The organism is Lactiplantibacillus plajomi (assembly GCF_005405405.1).
In the GTDB taxonomy this organism is placed as follows: Bacteria; Bacillota; Bacilli; order Lactobacillales; family Lactobacillaceae; genus Lactiplantibacillus; species Lactiplantibacillus plajomi.
Map to the genome: position 1 here is coordinate 1 of NZ_BJDZ01000018.1, position 22,699 is coordinate 22,699.

Annotated in this window: 20 protein-coding genes, 1 pseudogene, 2 riboswitches and 1 other annotated feature; of the genes and pseudogenes, 6 read left to right on the plus strand and 15 right to left on the minus strand. The window is 51.8% G+C overall.

Going from position 1 to position 22,699, the window contains the following annotated elements; all coding sequences use genetic code 11:
• Nucleotides 1–526 precede the first annotated feature (526 nt).
• The 3 genes and pseudogenes from FFM82_RS08410 to FFM82_RS13945 form a co-directional block, all read right to left on the minus strand.
• On the minus strand, nt 527–1,042 hold the full coding sequence (locus tag FFM82_RS08410; RefSeq protein WP_225425653.1) for an ECF transporter S component: 516 nt from the start codon (nt 1,040–1,042) through the stop codon (nt 527–529).
• Nucleotides 1,043–1,174: 132 nt separating this feature from the next.
• Entirely contained in the window at nt 1,175–2,431 is a 1,257-nt protein-coding gene (tyrS, locus tag FFM82_RS08415; RefSeq protein ID WP_137645398.1) for a tyrosine--tRNA ligase, read from the minus strand.
• A 57-nt stretch (nt 2,432–2,488) separates the two neighbouring features.
• Nucleotides 2,489–2,688: a binding site (T-box leader), on the minus strand.
• Nucleotides 2,689–2,724: 36 nt separating this feature from the next.
• Nucleotides 2,725–4,106 (minus strand): annotated as a pseudogene (locus tag FFM82_RS13945) (MFS transporter).
• 153 nt (nt 4,107–4,259) lie between these two features.
• On the opposite strand from FFM82_RS13945, the gene FFM82_RS08425 reads away from it, so the two are divergent.
• The gene (locus FFM82_RS08425) at nt 4,260–4,721 is read left to right on the plus strand and encodes a MarR family winged helix-turn-helix transcriptional regulator (protein ID WP_137645399.1); all 462 of its coding nucleotides are present in this window, start codon (nt 4,260–4,262) and stop codon (nt 4,719–4,721) included.
• Between the two features lie 147 nt (nt 4,722–4,868).
• On the opposite strand, the gene FFM82_RS08430 is transcribed toward FFM82_RS08425, so the two are convergent.
• Complete coding sequence (locus tag FFM82_RS08430; RefSeq protein ID WP_137645400.1) at nt 4,869–5,531, minus strand: hypothetical protein; 663 nt, start codon at nt 5,529–5,531, stop codon at nt 4,869–4,871.
• A 229-nt stretch (nt 5,532–5,760) separates the two neighbouring features.
• Nucleotides 5,761–6,576 (minus strand): C39 family peptidase, encoded by an 816-nt coding sequence (locus FFM82_RS08435; RefSeq protein WP_137645401.1) that lies wholly within the window; start codon nt 6,574–6,576, stop codon nt 5,761–5,763.
• A gap of 268 nt (nt 6,577–6,844) precedes the next feature.
• Here FFM82_RS08435 and FFM82_RS08440 point away from each other — a divergent pair, with 268 nt between their 5' ends.
• Entirely contained in the window at nt 6,845–8,119 is a 1,275-nt protein-coding gene (locus tag FFM82_RS08440) for a sensor histidine kinase (RefSeq protein ID WP_137645402.1), read from the plus strand.
• 89 nt (nt 8,120–8,208) lie between these two features.
• Entirely contained in the window at nt 8,209–8,709 is a 501-nt protein-coding gene (locus FFM82_RS08445; RefSeq protein ID WP_137645403.1) for a YueI family protein, read from the plus strand.
• A gap of 123 nt (nt 8,710–8,832) precedes the next feature.
• Here FFM82_RS08445 and FFM82_RS08450 read toward each other — a convergent pair whose 3' ends face one another.
• The 3 genes from FFM82_RS08450 to FFM82_RS08460 all read right to left on the minus strand — a co-directional run bounded on the left by FFM82_RS08450 (nt 8,833) and on the right by FFM82_RS08460 (nt 11,585).
• A complete protein-coding gene (locus FFM82_RS08450) occupies nt 8,833–9,510 on the minus strand; it encodes a DUF554 domain-containing protein (RefSeq protein WP_137645404.1) in 678 nt (225 codons plus the stop codon).
• 33 nt (nt 9,511–9,543) lie between these two features.
• On the minus strand, nt 9,544–10,827 hold the full coding sequence (locus tag FFM82_RS08455; RefSeq protein ID WP_137645405.1) for a cation:dicarboxylate symporter family transporter: 1,284 nt from the start codon (nt 10,825–10,827) through the stop codon (nt 9,544–9,546).
• 260 nt (nt 10,828–11,087) lie between these two features.
• Complete coding sequence (locus tag FFM82_RS08460) at nt 11,088–11,585, minus strand: YagU family protein (RefSeq protein WP_137645406.1); 498 nt, start codon at nt 11,583–11,585, stop codon at nt 11,088–11,090.
• A gap of 158 nt (nt 11,586–11,743) precedes the next feature.
• On the opposite strand from FFM82_RS08460, the gene FFM82_RS08465 reads away from it, so the two are divergent.
• Entirely contained in the window at nt 11,744–12,808 is a 1,065-nt protein-coding gene (locus tag FFM82_RS08465; protein WP_137645407.1) for an ABC transporter permease, read from the plus strand.
• Nucleotides 12,809–12,821: 13 nt separating this feature from the next.
• Nucleotides 12,822–13,511, plus strand: a complete 690-nt coding sequence (locus FFM82_RS08470; RefSeq protein WP_137645408.1) for an ABC transporter ATP-binding protein — start codon at nt 12,822–12,824, stop codon at nt 13,509–13,511.
• A gap of 54 nt (nt 13,512–13,565) precedes the next feature.
• On the opposite strand, the gene ribH is transcribed toward FFM82_RS08470, so the two are convergent.
• The 7 genes from ribH to FFM82_RS08505 form a co-directional block, all read right to left on the minus strand.
• Nucleotides 13,566–14,027, minus strand: a complete 462-nt coding sequence (ribH, locus tag FFM82_RS08475) for a 6,7-dimethyl-8-ribityllumazine synthase (protein ID WP_137645409.1) — start codon at nt 14,025–14,027, stop codon at nt 13,566–13,568.
• A 12-nt stretch (nt 14,028–14,039) separates the two neighbouring features.
• Nucleotides 14,040–15,239: a GTP cyclohydrolase II gene (ribA, locus tag FFM82_RS08480; protein WP_170178257.1), complete on the minus strand. Its 1,200-nt coding sequence runs from the start codon at nt 15,237–15,239 to the stop codon at nt 14,040–14,042.
• A complete protein-coding gene (locus FFM82_RS08485; protein ID WP_137645411.1) occupies nt 15,239–15,841 on the minus strand; it encodes a riboflavin synthase in 603 nt (200 codons plus the stop codon). Before FFM82_RS08485 ends, ribA begins: the two co-directional genes overlap by 1 nt.
• Nucleotides 15,842–16,903 carry a bifunctional diaminohydroxyphosphoribosylaminopyrimidine deaminase/5-amino-6-(5-phosphoribosylamino)uracil reductase RibD gene (gene ribD / locus FFM82_RS08490; protein ID WP_137645412.1) on the minus strand — a complete coding sequence of 354 codons (1,062 nt, stop codon included), beginning with the start codon at nt 16,901–16,903 and terminating at the stop codon, nt 15,842–15,844.
• Between the two features lie 149 nt (nt 16,904–17,052).
• Nucleotides 17,053–17,183: riboswitch (FMN riboswitch) on the minus strand.
• A gap of 59 nt (nt 17,184–17,242) precedes the next feature.
• Nucleotides 17,243–18,004 (minus strand): MerR family transcriptional regulator, encoded by a 762-nt coding sequence (locus tag FFM82_RS08495; RefSeq protein WP_137645413.1) that lies wholly within the window; start codon nt 18,002–18,004, stop codon nt 17,243–17,245.
• A 111-nt stretch (nt 18,005–18,115) separates the two neighbouring features.
• On the minus strand, nt 18,116–18,667 hold the full coding sequence (locus FFM82_RS08500) for an ECF transporter S component (RefSeq protein WP_137645414.1): 552 nt from the start codon (nt 18,665–18,667) through the stop codon (nt 18,116–18,118).
• Entirely contained in the window at nt 18,655–19,647 is a 993-nt protein-coding gene (locus FFM82_RS08505) for a nucleoside hydrolase (RefSeq protein WP_137645415.1), read from the minus strand. The genes FFM82_RS08500 and FFM82_RS08505 overlap by 13 nt, the downstream gene beginning before the upstream one ends.
• 21 nt (nt 19,648–19,668) lie before the next feature.
• A riboswitch (PreQ1 riboswitch) is annotated at nt 19,669–19,713 on the minus strand.
• Nucleotides 19,714–19,893: 180 nt separating this feature from the next.
• On the opposite strand from FFM82_RS08505, the gene FFM82_RS08510 reads away from it, so the two are divergent.
• The gene (locus tag FFM82_RS08510; RefSeq protein ID WP_137645416.1) at nt 19,894–22,662 is read left to right on the plus strand and encodes a cation-translocating P-type ATPase; all 2,769 of its coding nucleotides are present in this window, start codon (nt 19,894–19,896) and stop codon (nt 22,660–22,662) included.
• Nucleotides 22,663–22,699: the final 37 nt, after the last annotated feature.

Here is a 22,699-nt window from a genome sequence, read left to right on the forward strand (position 1 = left end):
CGTTCGTCCTGAGCCAGGATCAAACTCTCAAATTAATGATGAGTTCTAAAAAGCTCATTTAAAGTTGTTCAAAAATTTATTTGCTAGCGAATTGACTTCACAAATGTTTGCTCTTGATTCAAAATCGAGAGACCCTACACATTTGATTCGTCGAAACTTTGTTCAGTTTTCAAAGGTCTAATTCGTTACATCGATAACTCAATGCAGTTTAGTCATCATAGCATTTAAAGCGCTTACTGTCAATAACTTTTTTCAAAGCATCGAGCGCCAATAACAATGACGTTGTCGTTGCGACAACAGGAAATATCATAACAATTATCAAACAACCTGTCAACAACCAATTTCAAATTAATTAAATAATCATTTAACACTGGTCGAAACAACAACGTTTATTACTATATCAATTCGTATAGCACCCGTCAACACTTTTCTACCCGTTTTCCAAAATAAAAGTGCGTCAGTCTAATCACTGCCGCACCACTCTCTTACTTTAACCTACTAAGGAAATACCATTCAACCTTCAAACCTAAGCGTTCAATTCAGGACCAACGTGATGTTTGATCCGTGCAACAACGGGACCCGCAATCAGTGCACCGACCGCCGCTTGAAACGCGTTGGTTGGAATGCCGACTAACCCAGTCTGCACTGTATATAGTAATGAATCAGAAATAAAGTAGCCGACGACCATCACTAAGCAAGCTGCGCCCAGGGCAATCGCTTGACGCCCCTTACGCTGGTCCGCACCGAATTGGCCGGCCACCCAGCCCTCTAATCCGTGAACAATCAGTGAGAAAACCATGTACTGAGTATACCCGAGTAACAAATCCAATAATAATCCGCTAGCACCACCCACGATGGCACCCCCGCGCCGACCGAACGTCAACGCGGCAATAAAGATGCCCGCATCGCATAAGTTGATATAGCCCTGAGTCCCCGGAACTGGAATATGGAAGAATAGTGAAATCACAACCGTCACGGCAATTAAAATCCCTAAAGTCGTAACGGTTTTCGTTGTAAAGCGCGTTGTTTGCTTTTGTGCCACCCTAACCATCCTCTCTCAAACTTAACCTAATCAATGGCATCCCCTTATTGGCTTTCATTTTACTACAAATAACCGTTTAATTATTAAGAAAAAGGCCGACCCAATTAGGGTCCAGCCTCTTGAACAGAATATTTATTTAACGCGTGCGAGGAAGTAACGTTTCTTCCCGCGCCGAACAATCACAAACTTGCCATCAAACGCGGCTGATGGATCGATTTCAGCGTCAACATCGGTCACTTTCTCACCGTTGATCCGAATTGCACCGTTCTTAACGTCTTCACGCGCCTGCCGCCGCGACGGTTCAAACTTGGTTGCGTCTACTAACCACAGAACAATGTTTTGCTTTTCAGCTGACACTTCTGCGGACGGCACCCCTTTAAAGCCCTGTTCAATTTCTTCAGCGTTCAGGTTTTGGACATCCCCCGTGAATAACGCCTTGGTAATGTTTTCGGCTTCAACCACCGCTTCCTTACCATGCACGAATGCGGTCACTTCTTCAGCCAGCCGCCGTTGTGCTTCACGCTTTTCCGGCGCCGTCTTAACGGTTTCAGCTAAGCGGTCAATTTCTTCGTGACTCAGGAACGTAAAGTACTTGAGGTACTTCACAACGTCACGGTCATCCTGGTTGATCCAGAATTGGTAAAATTCATATGGTGACGTCCGTTCAGGATTTAACCAAACGGCACCACCGGCCGTCTTGCCAAACTTAGTTCCGTCAGCCTTCAACATCAACGGGATCGTTAACCCGTATGCCTTGGCGTCGTTACCTTCCAAGCGGTGAATTAAGTCGGTTCCGGCCGTGATGTTCCCCCACTGGTCAGCGCCACCGATTTGAAGGTGAACGTGTTCCGCTCTGTATAAGTGTAAGAAGTCAACTGATTGTAGAATCTGGTACGTAAATTCCGTGTACGAAATCCCGACTTCCAAACGACTGGCGACGACTTCCTTGTTCAACATATTGTTCACACTGAACAACTTACCGTAGTCGCGCAAAAATTCGAGCAGTGAAATCTTTGATAACCAGTCGTAGTTGTTCACAATTGAAAAGTTCTTATCCGAACCGAACAGCTTATGCATCTGCGCGTTCAGAGCTTCCTGATTATGCTTAACCTGGTCCATCGTTTGTAATTTCCGTTCAGAATTCTTACCCGACGGATCACCGATCGCACCAGTCCCGCCACCGACAACCACGTAAGGATGGTGGCCGGCTAATTGGAACCGTTTCAAGATCATGAACGGAATCAAGTGCCCAATATGCATACTGTCACCAGTCGGGTCAATCCCACAGTAGAGGGCGACTGACTGGTTCTCAGTCAATTCTTTTAAGCCGGCTTCGTCGGTCTGTTGGTTAATGGCGCCACGCCATTTTAAATCGTCAATAATGTTCATCCGTTTTCCTCCTCAGATTAGGACCGGATAAAATAAAAAACTCGCCCCTGTCATTACAACAGGGACGAGTTTTCCGCGTTACCACCCAAGTTACTACCAGCAAACTGGTAGTCGCTCATTGATTGGTAACGAAATCATCCGGCCGATTGGCAGTTCACTTTATGTAATTCACGTCCGACCACAGTCCGGTTTCCATCAACCACCGGCTCGCTGTGCTGTTGGATCGGCCGCTACTCATTAAAGATCACTACTTTTAATTATTACAATCATCATAAGCACCGAGCTACAAAAAGTCAATCACGTTTTCGGGTTTGCATCGCGCGCACCTGTGCAACTAGGTTCAGTAAAATCAAAATCATCAGTCCAATTAGGGCAACCGTCGAACCAAGGGCAACGGCGTGTGCTTGGGCGCCACCGACCCGCTCTTGAACCAGGGTGATGGTAGCGGAAACTAGCGAAGTACCGGTCGCGCCGGCAAACTGTTGTAAAGTGTTAAAGACCGCGTTACCATCCGCTTGCAGGTCGGTAGTTAATTGTCCCAGACCGCTAGTCATTGTGTTGCCCATTGTAATGCCCATTCCGAGCATCAGTAGAATATAAAAACCAATCACCAACGGCCCCGTTAGCCGCATGCCAAAAATCGTGAACAGCGTCACCGCCAACGCCAAGATAACTGAACCCGTCAAAATCGGTTTAGCAGCACCAAAGTTATCCAGAATCCGGCCACCAAACGGCGCGAGCACCGCTCCGATCGCGGCACCGGGTAAAATAAAAAGTCCGGCTAATAAGGCACTCTTACCATCAACCAGTTGTAAGTAGTTCGGTAAAATGAAAGCTAGCCCGAGTGCGTTGACCTGAACTAAGAAGAACCCCGTCAGGTGCCAGTTAAACGAACGAACTTTGAACAAATTCAGGTTGATCAGTGGCCGCCGCGAGTGGCGGGTCACGGTGATGAAGCCAATCATCCCCACGATACCAACCACCCGCAAACGAGCAACGGATTATTGAACAAATGCTGTAAATTGCTGAACGCAAAGGTGAAGCCAACAAAAATTAACATCACCATCAGCCAGGCCGGCACGTCGAAACTCGCTTTAACCGGCGGAGTTGCTTGACGAATCGAAAAAATTCCCATAAAAAGCGAGATAACGAGTAGCGGCAGCAGCAAGATAAAAATCCAGTGCCGATCCATATTGTTGACCACGATGCCACCAAACGTCGGTCCCAGCGCTGGAGCAATCGCGGTAATCAGGGTCCCAATGCCCATTAGCGTTCCCCGCTGATTATCGGGGACCCAATCCAAAATGATGTTAAACATTAACGGTAACGCGATCCCCGTACCAAGGCCTTGGACAACCCCGCCGGCCACTAATATCGGAAAGGCCGTCGCGGTTGCATCAATGACCAGTCCCGCAATAAAAAGTAAGTTAGCGGTCACAAACAGGGTCTTGGTTTTAAACCGTCGCTTTAAGAAGGCGGAAATCGGCACAATGATGGCCACCACCAGTAAATAGGCGGTCGTCATCCACTGAACGGTCGCCGTGTTCAGGTCAAACTCGTTCATCAGGACCGGGAACGTTATGTTCATCGCCGTTTCAACGATGACCCCGCAAAAGGACAGTAGCCCCGCTGCCAGTACGGACAAGATCAACTTCGCATCGACTTTTTTAGTCATTTAATCACTCCATTTTCGTAATAGTTCTAATACGAACTAGTTTGATAATCTAACACATAATCAGCGTAAAATAAACTATTTAAACAATTGACTTTATCTATTTAGCTCCCTATAATGCGAATTAGTTAGAACACGAACTAAAAGGAGAAAACCATGCAACATTCACTTGGCGTTGCCATTCAAAGAGCGAATAACGCGCTTGCTCGCGATACGGACCAGTTTGCCAAAACGCTGGGCCTGACCGGTCGACAAGTTAGCGCCATCAACTACATCGCCGACCACGAAACCGAACGCGACGTTTTTCAGCGCGACCTTGAACAAGAATTCAACATTCGTAAGGCCACGGCCTCCAGCCTAGTCACCGCCATCGTCGCCAAGGACCTGATCATCCGGGTGCCGGCTACTAACGATGCTCGTTATAAGCGGCTCTTGCTCACCCCTAAGGCCCACCAAATAGCCCAAAAAATCGCCGCTTTTTTCGCGGCCAGCGAACGCCGGATGCAGGCCCTGCTCGCCAACGACTTCGAACCGACCCGTCAGCACCTGCAACTAATTAGTCGCACCTTCACGGCCAATACCACGGCCGACCACGATAGCGACAACGATTTCAACTAGCATTAAAACACAAGGGGCGGTGACTAATGTCACCGCCCCTTGTGTGTCTCCGAATATTGGTAGTCGAAACGTGCGCCAAAAGTCAGCTGGCTCCGCTTAACCAACTTTTGTCACACGCTCTGTGCATCCTCGAAACGCAGCTTTTCTTTATTGATCAGCCTTCGCCGCAATCTTCAAAACGGTATTAGCTTGCTGGCCCTTAACCTGAGCAACTTGGTCAGCTTGTTGCCACTTCACCGAATTAGCCTGACCACTCTGGGTCTGGTTGTAAACGGTGACCGCACCAGTTGTGACTTTCTTAGCCGTCAACTTTTGGGCTTTGATCTGCTGATTAACGGTATTGGCAAACTTAGCCGGGTCGTTAGCAACGTCCGGCGTGTTGGCAATGGCGGTCACCGACCAGTTACCGGTATTCCAGTGAACATAGATTCGGCCCATAACTCCTTGCACGGTCGCCTTTTCGCCACCCCGCAACGTCACTTGATCGCCTTGGGTCGTGCCGAGGTGCTCAACCTTGGCTTGCGCGGTTTGGGTCGAATTATAATCCGTTTTTTTATACGTTGCAGTCTTTTGTGACTGCTGATCCGTATACTTCACGCTGTAATTCGCCTTCGTCCCACTGGCGGACTTAGCACTAACCGTTTGATTAGTTGCTTTGACCGTTAACGGGGCCGTCGTCTGACTGACCGACGTCACGTTGTTCGATGCCGCGTGTAACGTATTCGTCACTAGTGGTGTCACCGCTAACCCCACAACCACTGCACTGGCTGCTGTAACCAGTCCAAGTTTAACCTTCCGTTTCAACTGCATGAAACCATCCTCCTACAGCTAATCACCGGGATGCCCCGGCGATTGCTTTTTCAATCATTATGTAATAAAAAACAGTTCAATCATTCATAGCCATAATTATTAACCGATTATTAATTTGGCTATATTTTAATCATAACCGTTTTCATTTGTAAAAACGACCACATTTTCATTTCAATTTGGTTACAAGTCGAAAACACCCCCGCTCGAAACCGATGCGGGGGATGTTAGCTTATTTTGAATTGTGATTCAGGGTCAACACGATGGCTTGTTGCCCCATCTGGTTGTACGCGCCAACGAAGTTATCCCAATCAACGGCCTGTTGTTTCTGGCCATAGGGATTATTGACGTAAATTTTTTTCTGTTTGCGGTCAAAGCCCACGATGACAACACTATGGACGTCGTAAGTCACCTTCACGTCACCCTGCGGCGTATCCCACGTTTCCATCGTATTTACCGGTGCAAAGCTGGTCGTTGTCACGGTCCAAACCGGGCGTCCGGCTTCTAACTGCTTAACGACCTGCTTGAAGCTGGCCCCACTTAAATCCTTAACCTGGCTAGTTTCCGTCTTGGCGACCTTATAAATTGGCGTGTGGTACACACCTAGGCCCGGGTTCGCGCCAGTCACGTCACCAACAAAGCCAACGTTCGGGTTACCGCGCTGACCGTTATCGTAGGTCAACGGCACGCTCGTTAGTCGGTCAGCCAAGGTATTCTTACTTACATTAATCCCATAATAATTCATCATCATCGTTAACGACGTGATTTCACACCCGTTATACAGACGCGGCGCGGTCATCTGATTCACCAGTGGCACGTCTAGGAGCACCCGATTAACAGCCGGCGTTGTCTGCTTGTTCTTAGTGGCGGACTTCGACGCCCGCCCCTTTTTAGCCGTTTTATCCCGCTGAGCCCACGAAAACGACGCGTCGATCCAATCAGCATCCCGAATGGCGGATACCCCCATCACCATCAATACGACGGCGACAATAATGACCAGCGACAGGCGAATCCGCCCCCGCAATGAGCGTTTATGCTGCTTTGGCATGCTTGATTCCTCACTTCTGATTTTCTTCCAAAAATAAGACACTCTTAATTATGTATCATACCATGAATGGTTCTCAAATGGTGCTTTTTAATGATTTCCTACTTTTTAATTTTCAGCACGACTTTAGCAGCGCAAGTCCGGCCGATGGCTAAACATCCGCAACTTACTCCAACTACTATCAATCTTTAATGGCAATCAATCAAAAATGTTTTATGATAGTAATGTCAACTTACTAACTAAAATGATCAACTTTTAGGGGGGAGCCACTTTGCCAACTTTCACACCACAATTAATTCTGCTGACTGGTCTCGCAACCAGCCTGATCTTAGGCTTGGCTGGTCGGGAGTTCTTAACTTGGCGAGTCGGTTTACTTTGGGGAACGTTGCTTATCGGTAGCGGCTTGCTGATTACCGGCCCGTTGACGCCCCTAACTCACAGTATGCCAATAATGAGTGCCCTGGTGCCCACTTTAATGATCAACGGCTGGATAACTGGCCGGCTTGCCAGCCTGAGCTGGGGCGTTAGCCTGGTCACCAGCATGCTGGTCACCGCCCTCGGGAGTTTTCTCGCGACGCTTGCAACCAACGTTAGCCAATTACTCACGGGGACCACGCCGCTTGCTCTGATCAGCTTGCTTACACTACTACTCAGTTTATTAGCCGGAAACGCCTTGCACCGGTTAGTCCTTAAAAGTTGGGCCGTCGACTACCTCCAACAAACCTGGCTGACACGCCGCGACCAAACCAGCCTCGTCGCGTTAACGTTACTAACGCTCGGCTTTGCCCACGCCGGCTTGACCTGGCCCGCTATCGATCAGGTCCTGCTAATCGTCATCGCGGGGTGTGGGTGGGCCGGCTTACTCGGGTGGGGTCTTCGTCACCGCAGCGGGCGCGTGTCCGATGCCCGACTACTGGCCGACGTCGCGCAGTATAACCGCCTTTTAAGTAGCCGCAATCAAGAACTGCACCTGTTCAAGCATGACTATCAAAACGTCCTACTGAGCCTAGCCCAGTATATCGAAAACGAGGATATGACCGGCTTAAAGGCCTACTTTGAACGTGAAGTCGTGCCGAACAGCCAGTCGCTGACCCACACAACGGTCCCCGAACAGCTGCGCTACCTGCACGCGCCGGCCGTTAACGGACTGATTTATGCCAAATACGTTGCAGCGGCAGAACATCAAGTACAATTACAAATTGAACTGCTCGAAACCATCACGCTACCAAACGTGAACCAGTTACACGTTGTCCGAATTCTGGGTAACTTGTTAGATAATGCCATCGACGCCGCCATCCCGACCAACGGCCTGGTCCGGCTCGCAATCGAACGTCACCAACAAACGGTCGTTATAACGGTTCAAAACCAGCTACCGCCCGGAGGAGCAATCGACCTCGACCGGCTTAGCCGTCAGCACGTGACCACCAAACCCGGTCACCACGGTTACGGGTTAAGCAGCATCCGTCAACTAACCAATCACCAATTAAGTGTTGCCTACACGGTTCATCAGGACACGTTCACGGCCCGGTTGACGATTGAACGGTGAATGAACGTTTATCCCGTTCACCCTTGATTAAAACGCTTTCTTTATTACAATAAAGGTAAGTTTGTTATTTCTGAAAGGACCTGAAGCGCATGTCGCAATCTGAGAACCAAATGGATAAGCACTTACAGACCGCCATCTTTGGCGCGCCGGTTCTGCATCCCGATGAACAGCACCGCAACCTCGGAACGTTCCACGAACGAATCGACCTTGGCATCACGTTTACCCAGGCACTGACGCACGACTACTCGCACGCACTTGAAGCTGAAATGACCGCCCACCCCGATTACCAACTATTACTCCACGGGTTGCTCGATCAGGATATCTTGGACCGTTACGTTCACCTGGCTTGCCAGCAAGACGTTCGCTTCGCTATTCGGACCGACCTGATGTACCTGCACGCCCCGGACAGCTTAGCCATCGCGCTGGTGGCGGGCACCGCCATTTCCCCAACCAGTATTAACATTGACGAACGCTTTCCAATCGATCCGGCGCCAAGTACCGACGTCCCCCACGACTTACTCATTGAACGGATTCACAAACACATTGAACATAACCGGGCGGTCCTGCGTAAGCGCTACCACCTCGACTAATTAAAAAAGCGAAGCTGTGACTTTTATTACAGCTTCGCTTTTTTTGTTTCCTTATGATAACCATCAAAATGTGCGCCAAAGGTCAGCTAGCTAGCCAACTTTTGACGCACACCCTTTCTTTTTTTAAAACAGCTGCATGATGCCGATGACCACCGGTGGTACCACCAGCGCCGGCAATAAGTTCAGCGTGTTAATTTGCTTGATTTTCAATAAGCCAAGGCCGGACGCTAGGATCAAAATCCCACCAACAATCGTAATTTCGTCCAGGATGGCGGTACTCAGGGCACCTTGTAGAACGAGTGCTAGCAGGTACAGACCCCCCTGCCAGATAAACAGGATCCCCGCCGCAATCGCGATGCCAAAGCCAAAGGTCGAGGCAAGGACGATCGAGGTAATTCCGTCTAACATGCCGTTCGTAAATAAAAACGTGTAATCGTGTTTTAAAGCCGCCTGAATCGGGCCTAAAATCGACAGTGAGCCGATGCAATAAAGTAAGACCGCCGTGGCTAAGCCTTCAGCGAGGTTGCCACCGGAAAAGCGCCCAACCAGCCGGTCAAAACGTTGTTGCAAGTTCAGGGCCTGGCCGATGACCGCGCCCACGGCCAAACTGACGATAAAGAGCACCGGGTACTTGCTATTCGGCATCCGGCTGACGACCGCGTTGATTCCAATCATGCAGGCCGCTAAGCCGAGCGCCTGCATTAAAATGTCGTGATACGCCGGCTTAATACCGCGCTTAAATAAACTGCCGACCGTGCAACCAGCCAAAATCATGCCCACGTTAAAAATCGTCCCGATCATGCCATCCACTCCGTCTCATCAATTTGGTAGGAATTAGCGCCCACCCGCTTTAATCGTTTCCAAGTAACGTTCACTTTGCGGCGCATCGAACTCGTGCTCCGACTTGCCAATGATGACCGCCGCCAGCGAATTACCGACCACGTTGACCACCGTTCGACCCATGTCAACGAGCCGGTCAATGCCGGCAATGAAGGCTAACCCCTGAACCGGTACCCCGATGGTTGAAATCGTCGCGAGTAACACGACGAACGAGGCCCCCGGCACCCCGGCGATTCCCTTCGAGGTAATCATCAGCACGATCAGCAACGTAATTTGTTGGCTGATGGTCAAGTGAATCCCGTAGGCCTGGGCCAAAAAGAGTGCGGCTAACGATTGGTAAATCGCCGAGCCGTCTAGGTTGAAAGTGTAACCGGTCGGGATAACGAACGACACGATGCCTTCACTAACCCCGAACTTACCCATTTTATCAATAATCCGTGGCAGCGCGGCCTCCGAACTGGCCGTTGAAAAGCCGAGTACCATTTCATCGCGGATCACCCGCAGTAAGTGCCAAATATTGAGACCAAACAACCGCGCGACTAACCCCATCACGATGACGATAAACAGCGCCATCGTAACGTAAGCAAGAATGATGAAGAAGCCCAGCGGTGCTAGGGCTTTCAATCCCATTTCAGCGACCGTGACACCAATCAACGCACACACCCCGATCGGCGCGGTGTGCATGACCCAGTTTGTGACCTTAAACATTGTCTCGGCAACCGCGTTCATAAAGTCCAGGATGACCTGTCCCTGCTTGCCGATTGCCGCCGTGCCTAAACCGAAGAAGACCGCGAAGAAAATGACCGGGATCATGTCACCATCCGCCAACGACTTAAAGACGTTGGTCGGGATAATGCCCATCACGGTCGACCAAATGCCGTTATGCGAGACCGTCTTGGCAGTTTGCACGTACTGACTGATATTCGACGAGTGCAACTGGTGAATATTAATGTAATCACCAGGATGGAATAAGTTTCCCATCAGTAACCCAAGGGCAATCGCAATCGTGGTCATCACTTCGAAATAAATGATGGTTTTACCACCGATCCGGCCTAACTTTTTCAAGTCACCCATGTTAGCAATCCCGGTAATCAGGCACGCCACCACGATTGGTAACACAATCATTTGAATCAAACTAATAAACATCGTCCCGATATTTTGCATGGCGGTAATCGCCGGCTTATTGCCGTAAAAAACGACGCCTAAAATAATTCCGAGAACCAACCCAATCAGTATCTGCCACCCTAAGCTCAGGCGAAAGTGGTGATACCGTTTCATCTTTGTCTCTTCCTTCAAAACTCGTTCGCTCCGTTCCTATTAATGGATAATTTGGCTAAAATCGCCACGAATATAAATAGTTTAGCACAACCATTAGTTATATGAGAAGACTATTAGAAACTGCTAACGTTACTGAAAGCCCCGCCATTTGCGTCACCGTCCCTATTTTAACCGGTCATTTTTTCTGAACGCAAAAAAAGACACCCAGTGAAATTCCGAACGAAAAGTCACTGAGCGTACATTTTAAATAGTCGTTAATTTTACTTCGTCAGCCGGCGGTAAACCGTGTCGCTAACCCAATCAGCCGTCCACATCCATAAGACGTGGCCTAGCGCTTCGGAGACGTGCTCCGTCATTGGCTGGTCCTTCGCACTCGGTACCGTCTTTAAGGCTGGTAAGATCACTTGGTGAAACGCACTGAAAATTCCTAAACCGAACAGGGCACTGCTCCCCGCCTTGGCACGTGGGTGTTTGCGGGCCCACAAACTGTAACTAACCGCAAAGGTCGTTGAAAAGCCGAAGTGCATCATGTAACTGACCACCGGCAAGTCGTGGCCCGAATACGAATAAGTCGCGTGGGTGATGCTGGCCGGGACACCGACCTGTTGCAATAACCGCTGTGGCGGGTTAGTTTGATTCCGTTCCGGCGTCCGCGGCGGCAAAATATTTTCCCAGCCTAGCTTGACCAACCCGGAAATCACACCGCCGGTAACGCCCGCAATCACGGCCGCGCGGTGGTTAAATGGTTGTTTCGTCATAATAAAAGCCTCCCTATTTCACTACGTTTATCATACCAGTCCCGCCGGCGGAGCGGTATCAATTTACCTTGAGACAAATGGTTGCTTTTTTAAAATCAGCGTGCTACACTTTGGTCATTCATTTATCAGGTGATAAACGAAATTAGGAGGAATTTACCATGTATTTAGGCTTAAAGGAAATGTGGCACGAAAAGTTACGCTACGGGCTACTCAGTGGCGTCCTACTACTCATCGCACTCGTGGTCTTCATGCTCTCCGGCTTGGCGAACGGACTCTCGGTCGGGAACCGGCAGGCCGTTGACCAGTGGCGCGCTAAAACTGTTTATTTAAATAAAAACGCAAATCAATCGCTCGCCGCCTCGCAACTAAAAATCAGCGATCAAACGACGGTCAGTGGTACCCACGCCCCGCTGGCCAACCTGTCCGGTACTTTGCGGACCACGACCAACAAGTTAAAAACGTCGGCCAGTGCGTTCGGGACCAGCCGCGACAGCTTCATCATGCCCAAGGTTATTAAGGGCCACCGAATTAACGGGAAGGACCAGCTGTTGATTTCAGCCGGCTTATTGGATAAGGGCTACCACCTCGGTCAAAAGGTTCGAATCGGGACGACCACCCACAGTGTCAAAATCGTGGGGACTTACCAAACCAGCACGTACAGCATTGCGCCGACCGTCTATACCGATACCAGCACCCTGAACCGGTTAAAAGGCAGTCCAATCACCAGCGGCAAGGACCAACCAATCAACGCCATCGTTGCCAAGAACAGTCAGTTTAAGTCCAGCGACCACGACAACCTGGAACGACTGAGCATCACGACCTTCGTGTCAAGCTTACCGGGCTACAGTGCCGAGCAATTGACCTTAAACACGATGATTTACTTCCTATTCGTGATGGCACTGGCCGTCATCGGGATCTTTATGTTCGTCTTAACGCTACAAAAATCCGCGCTGTTTGGTGTCTTAAAAGTTCAAGGCATCGGGACGCGCCACATTATCGGCGCCCTGCTCAGCCAAAGTATCGCCATGGCCCTAATCGGGATTGGGCTTGGCTTAGCAATTACCATCGGGTTGGCACAAATTATGCCGGCCGGGTTACCGTTCGTTATTGACTGGAACGCGTTTGGTATTTATAGTGTCGCCCTACTAGCCGCCGCCGTCATCGGCGCGTTGCTATCGTGGCGGACGGTTGCTAACATCGACCCCGCCGTTGCCATTGGATAAGGAGGAAACAACCATGACAAATCCAGTTCTGAAATTAGACGCGATCACCAAGCAGTTTGGCAGTGGGCATACCGCGGTGACCGCCCTGACCGACGCCAACTTTGAAGTCAACGCCGGCGAATTCGTTGCCATTATCGGTCCATCCGGTTCCGGCAAGAGTACCTTTCTCACGATTGCGGCCGGGTTGCAGACGCCGACTAGCGGCCAGGTTTACCTCAATGGTCAGCCGCTGACCCACCAAAGCGAACGCCAACGCCTCGCTTACCGCTTTAACGACGTTGGCTTCATTTTACAAGCTTCCAATTTAATCCCATTTTTAACCGTCCGCGAGCAGTTCAAGCTGGTTGATAAACTGGCCAAGCGCCCGTTTCAAAAAGAGAAAACGGAAAAGCTATTAGCGGAATTGGCGCTCAGCGACGTCCAGAACGCCTATCCCAACCAACTTTCTGGCGGGGAACGCCAACGGGTCGCCATCGCACGGGCGCTTTACAACGACCCGAGCGTGATCTTAGCTGACGAACCGACCGCCAGTCTGGACACGCCGCGTTCAATCGACGTGGTCAAGCGCCTAGCTGACGAGGCTCACCACCACAATAAGGCCATCGTGATGGTCACCCACGACCAACGCTTGATCAGTCACTGCGACGTGGTTTACCGCATCGAAGACGGCCACCTCGCCCGTACGGAAACTACCAAGGCCTAATAAAAAGCGGTCGCGACTTTGCTGTCGCGACCGCTTTTGACTGTCCAAATCTAATTATAATTGGCGCTTCAAATCAATCATTTCCAACACGCTTTGCGCGCAGTCGGCCCCCTTGTTGCCGCTCTTAACGCCGGCACGGTTAATCGCCTGGTCAACGGTATCGGTCGTCAGCACCCCGAACATGGTCGGAACGCTGGTCTCCAAGCCTACCTGGGCGACGCCACGGCTAACGGCGCTGCAGACGTAGTCGTAGTGCGAGGTTTCCCCACGAATGACGGCGCCCAACGTAATAATGCCGTCGTAGCGGCCACTTTTCGCCAACTGGTTGGCAATCGTCGCAATCTCAAACGCACCGGGTACCCAAGCGACGTCAATGTCGTCGCTCGCCACCCCGTAGCGGACCAGGGCGTCCTGCGCACCATTCAATAACTGGGTGGTCACAAAGCTGTTAAACCGGGCCACCGCGATGGCGATTTTGCGTCCCTGACCAGTTACGTTACCATTAAAAGTTGTCATATTAAATTCCTCCTATAATTCTGCTGAAAGTTGGTGGTGGAAGCGGTCGCGCTTCGTCCGCAAGTAGGCGCGGTCAGTCGTAGTTGCCGGAATTTCCAACGGCACCCGTTCAACGACTTCGATACCAGCCGCCTTCAGTTGAGCCACCTTATCCGGATTATTAGTCATCAAGCACACCTTCGTAATGCCCAGTTCGCGCAAAATGGCAACCGCAGCGTCGTAGTGGCGTTCATCCGGTTGGAACCCGAGTTGCACGTTGGCATCGTAAGTATCCACGCCGTTTTCTTGTAAGTGGTAGCTCCGCAGTTTATTAGCTAAGCCAATGCCACGACCTTCTTGCCGTAAGTAGAGAATCAAACCGCGACCCGCCTGCTGAACCTTATCCATCGCTGCGTGTAACTGGGCGCCGCAATCACAACGCTGAGAACCAAAGACGTCACCAGTCAGGCATTCGGAATGCAAGCGGACAAGGACGGGTTCATCAGTCGTTAGGTCACCGGCAGTTAATGCGAGTTGTAGTTGGTCATCACCGGGCATCTGGTAGCCGGTCAACTTAAAGCGCCCCTGGTTGGTCGGCAAGTCGACCGTTGGTAAGTGAGTTAACTTAACGGCGTCTTGTTGTAACCGGTAGTTAGTAATGTCTTGGATCGTAATCATCGGAATATTGAGACCTTCAGCAAGGGCCTTCAAATCATGCCGGCGCGCCATCAAGCCGTTCTTCTTGACGACTTCGCAAATGTAGGCCGCCGGGGTCGCCCCCGCCAACTTGGCCAGGTCAACCGCCGCTTCGGTATGACCGCGCCGGTTTAGCACGCCACCTTCACGCGCAATCAACGGAAAAATGTGGCCGGGGTGGTAAAAGTCGTCGGCCTTACTCTGGCCATCGGCAATCGCCCGAATCGTGGCGGCCCGGTCAGCTGCTGAAATCCCGGTCGTCGTGCTGTGATGGTCAGTTGACACCGTAAAGGCCGTCCCAAAAGCGTCGTGGCTCTTAGTCGTCATCGGTTCAAAGTCTAGCCGTGTCGCAATTTCTGCGTCGATCGGCACGCACAACAACCCGCGCGCGCTGGTAATCATCCGGTTAACGGTGGCCGTAGTCGCGTATTGCGCTAAACCAAGCATGTCCCCTTCGGCTTCACGAGTTTCATCGTCAGCTACGATAATCAGACCACCATTTTTTAACTGCTTCAATGCATTTTCAACTTTATCCATCATGCGAACTTCCTTTCACGAACTAACTTAGCAACGTACTTTCCGATCATATCGGTTTCAATATTGACCGGCGCTCCGGGTCGTAACTGACTGAGGGTCGTCACGGCTTGCGAGTGCGGGATTAAATCAATTTCAAATTCGGTTGCGTTAACGGCCACAACCGTTAAGCTGACCCCGTCAACGGCTACTGCGCCCTTTTCAACAACGTAGGGTTGGTAGGCTTGCGGTAAGCTGAACCACAAGCGCAACGCATTTTGATCATGCTGCTTTCGGACAAAGCGACCACAATAGTCAACGTGCCCCTGAACAAAGTGACCATCCAGACCGTCTTCCGGTTTCAAGGCCGGTTCAACGTTAACGCGCGCTCCGGCCGTTAACTGGCCCAGGTTCGTCCGGCGAACACTTTCCGGCATGACGTCGGCACTAAAATCGGTTGCGGTTTTCGTCACCACCGTCAGGCAGGTCCCGTTGATGGCGATGCTGGCACCGATTGGCAACGTGGGGGTCACCACGGCTGGCGCATTAACGGTTAACCGCAACGCCTGACCGAGGTGGCGCACCGTGGTCACGGTCCCCACCGTTTTAATAATTCCGGTAAACATTTAAGCCACCCCCGTTCGATAAGCAACTAAGCGAAGATCCGCTCCCAGTTGGGTCACGGTCACCGGTTCAAACTGTAGGCTCGTCGGTGCCAACTTTGAATCAGCCACCGCCGGGAGCGCCGTACCGCCCCATAGCTGGGGGCTAATATAGCTGACCCAGGCCTCGACTAACCCGCTGGCGACGAACTGGGCCTGTAAATGGCTGCCGCCCTCAACGAGTAACGATTGCCAGCCGTGCTGGGCACAAAGGTCAGCGATGGCTGCTGGCGTCCAGTCGCCAACGACAACGTGAACGTTAGCCGCAAAACTCGAATCGGCCGCGTCGGCCTGGCGGGCTAACAGCCAAGTTTCTGCGGAAGGATCCGTCACAATCTGCTTGCCAACCGCCACCGCACTGCGGTTAACGGTTACTAACCGGACCGGTGGGTGGGCTAACGCCCGTAACCGCACCGTTAATTGTGGATCATCGGTGGTCAGCGTGCGTTCGCCGACTAAAATCGCGTGGTGGTGACTCCGCAATTGTTGACTATCCCGTTGCGCCGCTTCCTGACTCAAACGACTGCGCTTGCCGACCTGGTCGTTAATTTTCCCGTCCAAAGTCTGCGCGGTCTTCAACGTAATCCACGGCCGTTGATGCCGATAAAACCAGTTGTAGTGCCGGTTTAAGTTCTCAATCGCCGCACCACTTTCCTGCGTGACCTCAACACCGTAAGCCAGTAAATCATCGCGGCCCTTCCCTGCCACAATTTTGTGCGGATCCAGTTGACCGATAACGACGTGCTTAATCCCAGCCTGAATAATCCGTTGGCTACAAGCCGGCGTTTTACCAACGTGACAGCACGGTTCCAAGGTGACGTAAAGCGTTGCACCCACCGCTTGTTGCGGGCTCACCTTAGTCAAGCAGTCCACTTCGGCGTGGTTACCACCGAAACGGTGGTGGTAACCCTGACTGATCACCCGGCCACCTTTAACCAAGACCGCCCCAACTTGTGGATTTTGATACGTTGCGGGTCCGCCCCGTAACGCCTGTTGCACTGCTAATTGCATGTACGCACTTAACACGTTTGGCACCTCCATAAAAAAACACCCAGCTATCAAGATGCGATAACCGGGTGTTGATGAGTTGCTAAATCGATTTCGTCAGTAAGGTACGCCAAAAAGAACCCAGTCCGGGTCGCTTTTTAGCCACTACTGCCCAAAAACAAAGCAATAATTTTCTTCTCCCATCCAGACTTTACTGTCGGTCCCAGACTTGCACTGGGTCAACCGCTCACGCGGGTCACGGACTCCAACTTACGTTGTTACCGTCGGTCGGGAATTACACCCTGCCCCGAAGAAATCGTATTTAGTTTTCACGAATTAGTGTAATCGGATTCAACCAAACTTGTCAAGTCACTTTTTTCAATCGCGAGCGTTGCGGTCGATAATTTGCGCCAAGCACTTGGTCGCCCCAACCCCGGCCCGCTGGTCATAGTACGCGCTGAAGCGCTCGTCATTTAAATAAAGTTGGGCTAATCCGCGGTGGGCGGCCGCCGAGTAATTCGGCCAGGTGAAGCTCAACCACTCCCGGTGCAGGGCATAAACCCGTTGCTGTTGGTCAGCCGTCGGCGTAGCGTTTGCCACCACGGCGTGTAACGCTTTCATCAAGTTGGCTTCGACCGCTTGCATCCGCTGATAATCCGCAGCGGTCAACTGACCATACTTCTGATTGGCCTGCTCGACCACCGTTTCACCATAGCGTTTCCGGCTTTCTTGGCCGTAGCGTTGTTCGTTAGTTGCTAACTGGGCCGCTTTGAACGCGGCAAATTTACTTTCATCCGTCATCATGCTATCCCCCCGTTGATTTTGAATCGTCGTCTGCACCAACGTCAGTAGCTGATCCAGCCGCTGGCGCTCGGCGCGCAGCGTTTGGTACTGTCGTTGGAGGCTGATTAGTTGTTGAGCGGGCGATTGCGCAAGTAACGTTTTGATGGTCGCCAATGGCAGCCGCATCGTTTTATACAGGCAAATTTGTTGCAAGCGGTCGACCTGTTCCTGTTCATAAAGGCGGTAACCATTCGGCGCAACCCGGGCCGGTGTCAATAACCCGATTTGGTCATAGTACCGCAACGTGCGGACACTGACGCCCGCCAAAGCGGCTAACTGCTTAATTCGATAAGCCATCCGTCATCCTCCCTTTCAACCCCTTCAGCATACAGGCTGACGCAACGTTAGGGTCAAGTCTTTTGGTGTACAAAAAATGAGTTCACCACTGGTCAACTCATTTGAATTCATTTAATTATTTGCTTGCGGTAACCGGTGCCGTAACAAGCGGTAAGCCATCGCAACCACCGAAACCGTGATCAAACGGTCGAGGTAGTCGGTCGCGATTTGAATCACAAACACCGCCGCTACTTTACCGATACCGGTCGCCAACAATAATTGGACCAACATGCTGGAACCAGACGAGGTGACGCCGTGAAAGAGCGCCACGGTAATTAAGGTACTCACGACCGTGCTCGGTAAAGACACGACCAACGCAAGCCACCAGCTGGACTGCCACTGAAGCGGGGTGACCCGCCGGTAAAGCAAGCCGGCAACCAGCCCCGTCAGTAACTGAACGGGTAAGTAAAATAACGCGTACAAGTCGGTGGCTCCGGATAACAACGCGGATAGGCCCCCGGTCGCCATCCCACCCAATGGGCCGAGGAAGGCGGCGGCTAGGACCGTCCCGATGGCATCCAAATAAATTGGTAGGCGCAAAAGTAACGCCAAGTTAGCCCCGACCACGTTCAACGCAATGCAGAGTGCCATGATTGTCAGGGTGCGGGTCTTTAATCGGTGCATGCCGCCACCCCCAACTGTTGTAAGACTTGTGTCAAGTCCGGGTCCGTTGCGCCAGCGACCCGCGTTAGAAACAGGCGCCAAAACGCGTTGACGTCGACCCTGGTCATCACCCGACTGTTCGGCTGGGCGTGCCAAAAGTCGTGGTCGTCGACGATCGACTGCCCACGGGCAACACCGTCTGCAACCACCGTCGTGTAACTCGTAAAGCCACCCAGTAGTTTAGGCGCCAGTACCGCCGCCACGGCCAGCGGATCATTGATCACGCAACCAATGACGCGTTCATACTGCCAGTGAAAGTCAAAGTAGAAGCGGGTAATTTTTTCCATAAACCGGCCCATTTCGGGATTAACGTCCTTAATGTAAGTCAATAAGCTCGGCGTCAGCACAATTTGCCGGGTCACGTCCAACCCAACTAATTGAATCGGCACCGGCAACTGGTCAAAGACAAGCTTAGCCGCGTCCGGATCACACCAAAAATTATACTCGGCGACTGGTGAACAGTTACCATGGCTCTTATAACTGCCACCCATCAACGTAAACTGGTCAACTTCGGCAAACAACTGCGGGTCGCGTTGGAGCACCTGAGCGATGTTGGTCAGCGGTCCGAGCGCAATGACCGTGGTCGTCGGCGCCTCAGTCAGGGTGTCACAAATAAAGCCGACCGCGTCCTTAGCCGGTGCGACCGCGGTCACCGCCGGAATCGCACTGTTACCCAGTCCGTCGTCGCCATGCGTATCCTGGGCACTGGTATAAGCTACTTTTAACGGCTGGTTAGCCCCTAAATAAACCGGGATGTCGAGCCGGTCAACTAGTTTCAAAATTTTCAACGCGTTTTGCGCGCCGATGTGGGTCGGAACGTTCCCACACACAATGGTGATGCCGACCACGTTCAATTCGGGCGACTTGAGCGCTAACAGGAGCGCCAAGCTGTCATCAATACCCGGGTCGCAATCGATGATGACGTTACGGGGTGCATTCATATTTCCTACCTCCATGAAGTGAAGTTCTTGGTTTTTTATACTGGGAAGTTTCCGAACCAGTCAGTGGCAAAACGCGCCACTAGTGCATAAATGCCCCCTAAGTATACCTGAAAATCTGCCGTTTGAAAATCCACCGTTCTTTCATAAAACTTATAGTAGTATTTTTTTGACAATGGGACTATTCTAAGAATTGAGAGTGATAATCTGGCCGGTCGCCCGTGACGCCGGCTTGTGGGAGTGAACGTTATGTCAAAAAAAGTAATGACGAACGATCAGCTTTGCCAACTACCAACTGACCAATTTTATCAACAATTAGCCAGCCGCTCGAGCGGATTGACTAGTCAGGAAGCCCAGCAACGACTGGCGCAATACGGTGCTAACACGATCCACCAGGCGCAGCACCGCTCACAATTCAAAACTTTCATCAAGAACTTTACTAGCTTAATGGCCCTACTACTCTGGGTCAGCGGTCTGATTGCCATGTTCACTGGCATGGTCGAACTTGGTATCGCCATCTGGGCGGTCAACCTGATCAACGGCTGCTTCAGCTACTGGCAGGAACACGCCGCGCAAAAGGCGACCGATTCCTTAAAAAAGATGTTGCCAACTTACACCCACGTTCGCCGGGACGGCACGAGCCAACAAATCGACGCCACCAAGCTGGTCCCAGGCGACGTCTTCACGATTCAAGCCGGCAACAGCATTTCCGCCGACGCCCGCATCGTGGCAGCCACCGCACTGCAAATCGACGAATCCGCACTGACCGGTGAGTCGGTCGCCGTGGATAAAAAGCCGGCTTACGCGCACGGTGACGGCAAGTTCGCCGAGCAAAACGTCGTCTATGCCGGGACGGTCGCCGTTAACGGGACGGCCACCGCGGTCGCCATGCGGACTGGGATGCAAACCGAGTTCGGTCAAATTGCCAGTCTGACCCAACAACAAAAAACGACGGCTTCACCCCTGACGGCCGAACTCAACCGCTTGACCCGCCAAATTTCCCTAATTACGATTTTAATTGGCCTGGTATTCTTCGTGGCCGCGATTTTCTTTGTCCACTACCCGGTCGCTAAGTCGTTCGTATTCGCACTCGGGATGATCGTTGCCTTTATTCCCGAAGGACTGCTGCCAACCGTGACGTTATCGCTGGCCCAGGGCGTGACCCGGATGTCGAAAAAGCACGCGCTGGTCAAGGAACTAAGTAGTGTTGAAACTTTAGGCGAAACGACGGTGATTTGTTCCGATAAGACCGGGACACTCACCCAAAATCAAATGACCATCAACCACGTCTGGCTGCCCGACCGCGAGTACACCGTTAGTGGTCAGGGCTACGTCAATAACGACCACGTCCTTTTAGAAGGTCAGCCAGTCCAATTAGCCGACCACCCCGCACTCGCCCTAGTCGCACGGGTCGCCGCCCTCGATAATGACACCAAGTTGCAAGCCGAAACTTCGGACCACCCCAAAATTTTAGGGACACCGACCGAAGCCGCGCACCTCGTATTGGCTCAAAAATCCGGTTTAGATTTAGACCAATTAGCGCAGCGTTACCCGCGGCTCCAGGAACTACCGTTTGATTCCGACCGGAAACGAATGACGACCATCCATAGTCGGCCCGAAACGCAGGGCGCCGTCATCTACGTCAAGGGTGCGCTTGACGGGATACTGCCAATTTGTGACCACCTCCTGGTCGGCAATCAAGCACGACCAATCACCGCCGCTGACCGCGACCGCATCAACGCGGCCAATCAGCACTACGCGGCGCAGGGCCTGCGTTCCATGGCAATCGCCTACCGACCGTTTGATGGGAGCAATGGACTCCCCGCCGATACCGCGGATTGTACCGTGGCAAACACCGAGCAACACCTGACCTTCGTTGGGCTGACCGTGATGGCCGACCCGCCGCGGCCCGAAATTTACGACGCGGTCGACAAGTGTCACCGGGCCAACATCCGCATCATCATGGTCACCGGTGACAGTCCCCTAACCGCCAAGAGTATCGCGATGAAAATCGGGATCGATAGCGATAACGTCCGCGTGATCACCGGTGACGAGCTGGCCAAAATGTCCGATTCTGAACTACAAACTGCCGTTAAGGGTGAAGTGATCTTTGCACGGGTCGCACCCGAACAAAAGTACCGGATTGTTAAGGCCAATCAACATAACGGTGAAATCGTGGCCTCAACTGGCGACGGCGTCAACGACGCGCCGGCACTCAAGCAAGCCGATATCGGGATTGCCATGGGTGTGACCGGGACCGACGTTGCCAAGGACGCGGCCGACATGATTTTGACTGACGACAACTTTGCCTCGATCGTCGCAGCAATCGAAGAGGGTCGGACCGTTTACAGTAACTTACAAAAGTTCCTGCTGTACATTCTAAATAGTAACGTTCCCGAAACCGTTCCGTCCGTACTGTTCCTGTTTTCGCGCGGTTTGATTCCGCTACCGCTGACCGTCATGCAAATTTTAACGGTCGACCTGGGGACCGACATGTTGCCGGCACTAGGTTTGGGCGCCGAAAAGAGCGAGCCCGGGATTATGGACCAACCACCGCGGGCCCGTACCGCCCACCTACTGAACAAGTCAATTATTTGGAAAGCCTTCGGGTGGTACGGCATGATTGCCGCAATCCTGTCGACTTGTGCTTACTTCTTCGTCAACTGGCTTGCCGGCTGGCCAACCGTTCCACTGGCAGCCAACGGCAACACCTACGTGATGGCAACGACCATGACGTTGGCCGCAATCGTCTTTTGCCAAATCGCGGCGGCCATCAACTGTCGTGCTAAACTGACTTCCATTTTCAAAATTGGCCTGTTCAGTAACCACCGCGTCTGGTTCGGCATCGGCTTTGAAATTATCCTGATTTCACTGTTAATGTACGTGCCGATTTTACAAGAGCTGTTCAATACGACCGGGATTGCTGGTCGTGACTGGGCCTTTCTCTTCAGCATTCCGATTCCGTTGGTTCTTATCGAAGAAATTCGTAAGGCCGGGGTTCGCAAACGACTAAAATAAAGCGTCATAAAAAGTCCACTGGCCAGCATTAACGCTG

Coding starts and splice junctions, on each gene's coding strand:
- tyrS (WP_137645398.1), bottom strand. CDS start 2,431: ATGAACATTATTGACGATTTAAAATGGCGTGGCGCCATTAACCAACAG.
- FFM82_RS08425 (WP_137645399.1), top strand. CDS start 4,260: ATGCAACATTCACTTGGCGTTGCCATTCAAAGAGCGAATAACGCGCTT.
- FFM82_RS08430 (WP_137645400.1), bottom strand. CDS start 5,531: ATGCAGTTGAAACGGAAGGTTAAACTTGGACTGGTTACAGCAGCCAGT.
- FFM82_RS08435 (WP_137645401.1), bottom strand. CDS start 6,576: ATGCCAAAGCAGCATAAACGCTCATTGCGGGGGCGGATTCGCCTGTCG.
- FFM82_RS08445 (WP_137645403.1), top strand. CDS start 8,209: ATGTCGCAATCTGAGAACCAAATGGATAAGCACTTACAGACCGCCATC.
- FFM82_RS08450 (WP_137645404.1), bottom strand. CDS start 9,510: ATGATCGGGACGATTTTTAACGTGGGCATGATTTTGGCTGGTTGCACG.
- FFM82_RS08455 (WP_137645405.1), bottom strand. CDS start 10,827: ATGAAACGGTATCACCACTTTCGCCTGAGCTTAGGGTGGCAGATACTG.
- FFM82_RS08460 (WP_137645406.1), bottom strand. CDS start 11,585: ATGACGAAACAACCATTTAACCACCGCGCGGCCGTGATTGCGGGCGTT.
- FFM82_RS08465 (WP_137645407.1), top strand. CDS start 11,744: ATGTATTTAGGCTTAAAGGAAATGTGGCACGAAAAGTTACGCTACGGG.
- FFM82_RS08470 (WP_137645408.1), top strand. CDS start 12,822: ATGACAAATCCAGTTCTGAAATTAGACGCGATCACCAAGCAGTTTGGC.
- ribH (WP_137645409.1), bottom strand. CDS start 14,027: ATGACAACTTTTAATGGTAACGTAACTGGTCAGGGACGCAAAATCGCC.
- ribA (WP_170178257.1), bottom strand. CDS start 15,239: ATGGATAAAGTTGAAAATGCATTGAAGCAGTTAAAAAATGGTGGTCTG.
- FFM82_RS08485 (WP_137645411.1), bottom strand. CDS start 15,841: ATGTTTACCGGAATTATTAAAACGGTGGGGACCGTGACCACGGTGCGC.
- FFM82_RS08495 (WP_137645413.1), bottom strand. CDS start 18,004: ATGGCTTATCGAATTAAGCAGTTAGCCGCTTTGGCGGGCGTCAGTGTC.
- FFM82_RS08500 (WP_137645414.1), bottom strand. CDS start 18,667: ATGCACCGATTAAAGACCCGCACCCTGACAATCATGGCACTCTGCATT.
- FFM82_RS08505 (WP_137645415.1), bottom strand. CDS start 19,647: ATGAATGCACCCCGTAACGTCATCATCGATTGCGACCCGGGTATTGAT.
- FFM82_RS08510 (WP_137645416.1), top strand. CDS start 19,894: ATGTCAAAAAAAGTAATGACGAACGATCAGCTTTGCCAACTACCAACT.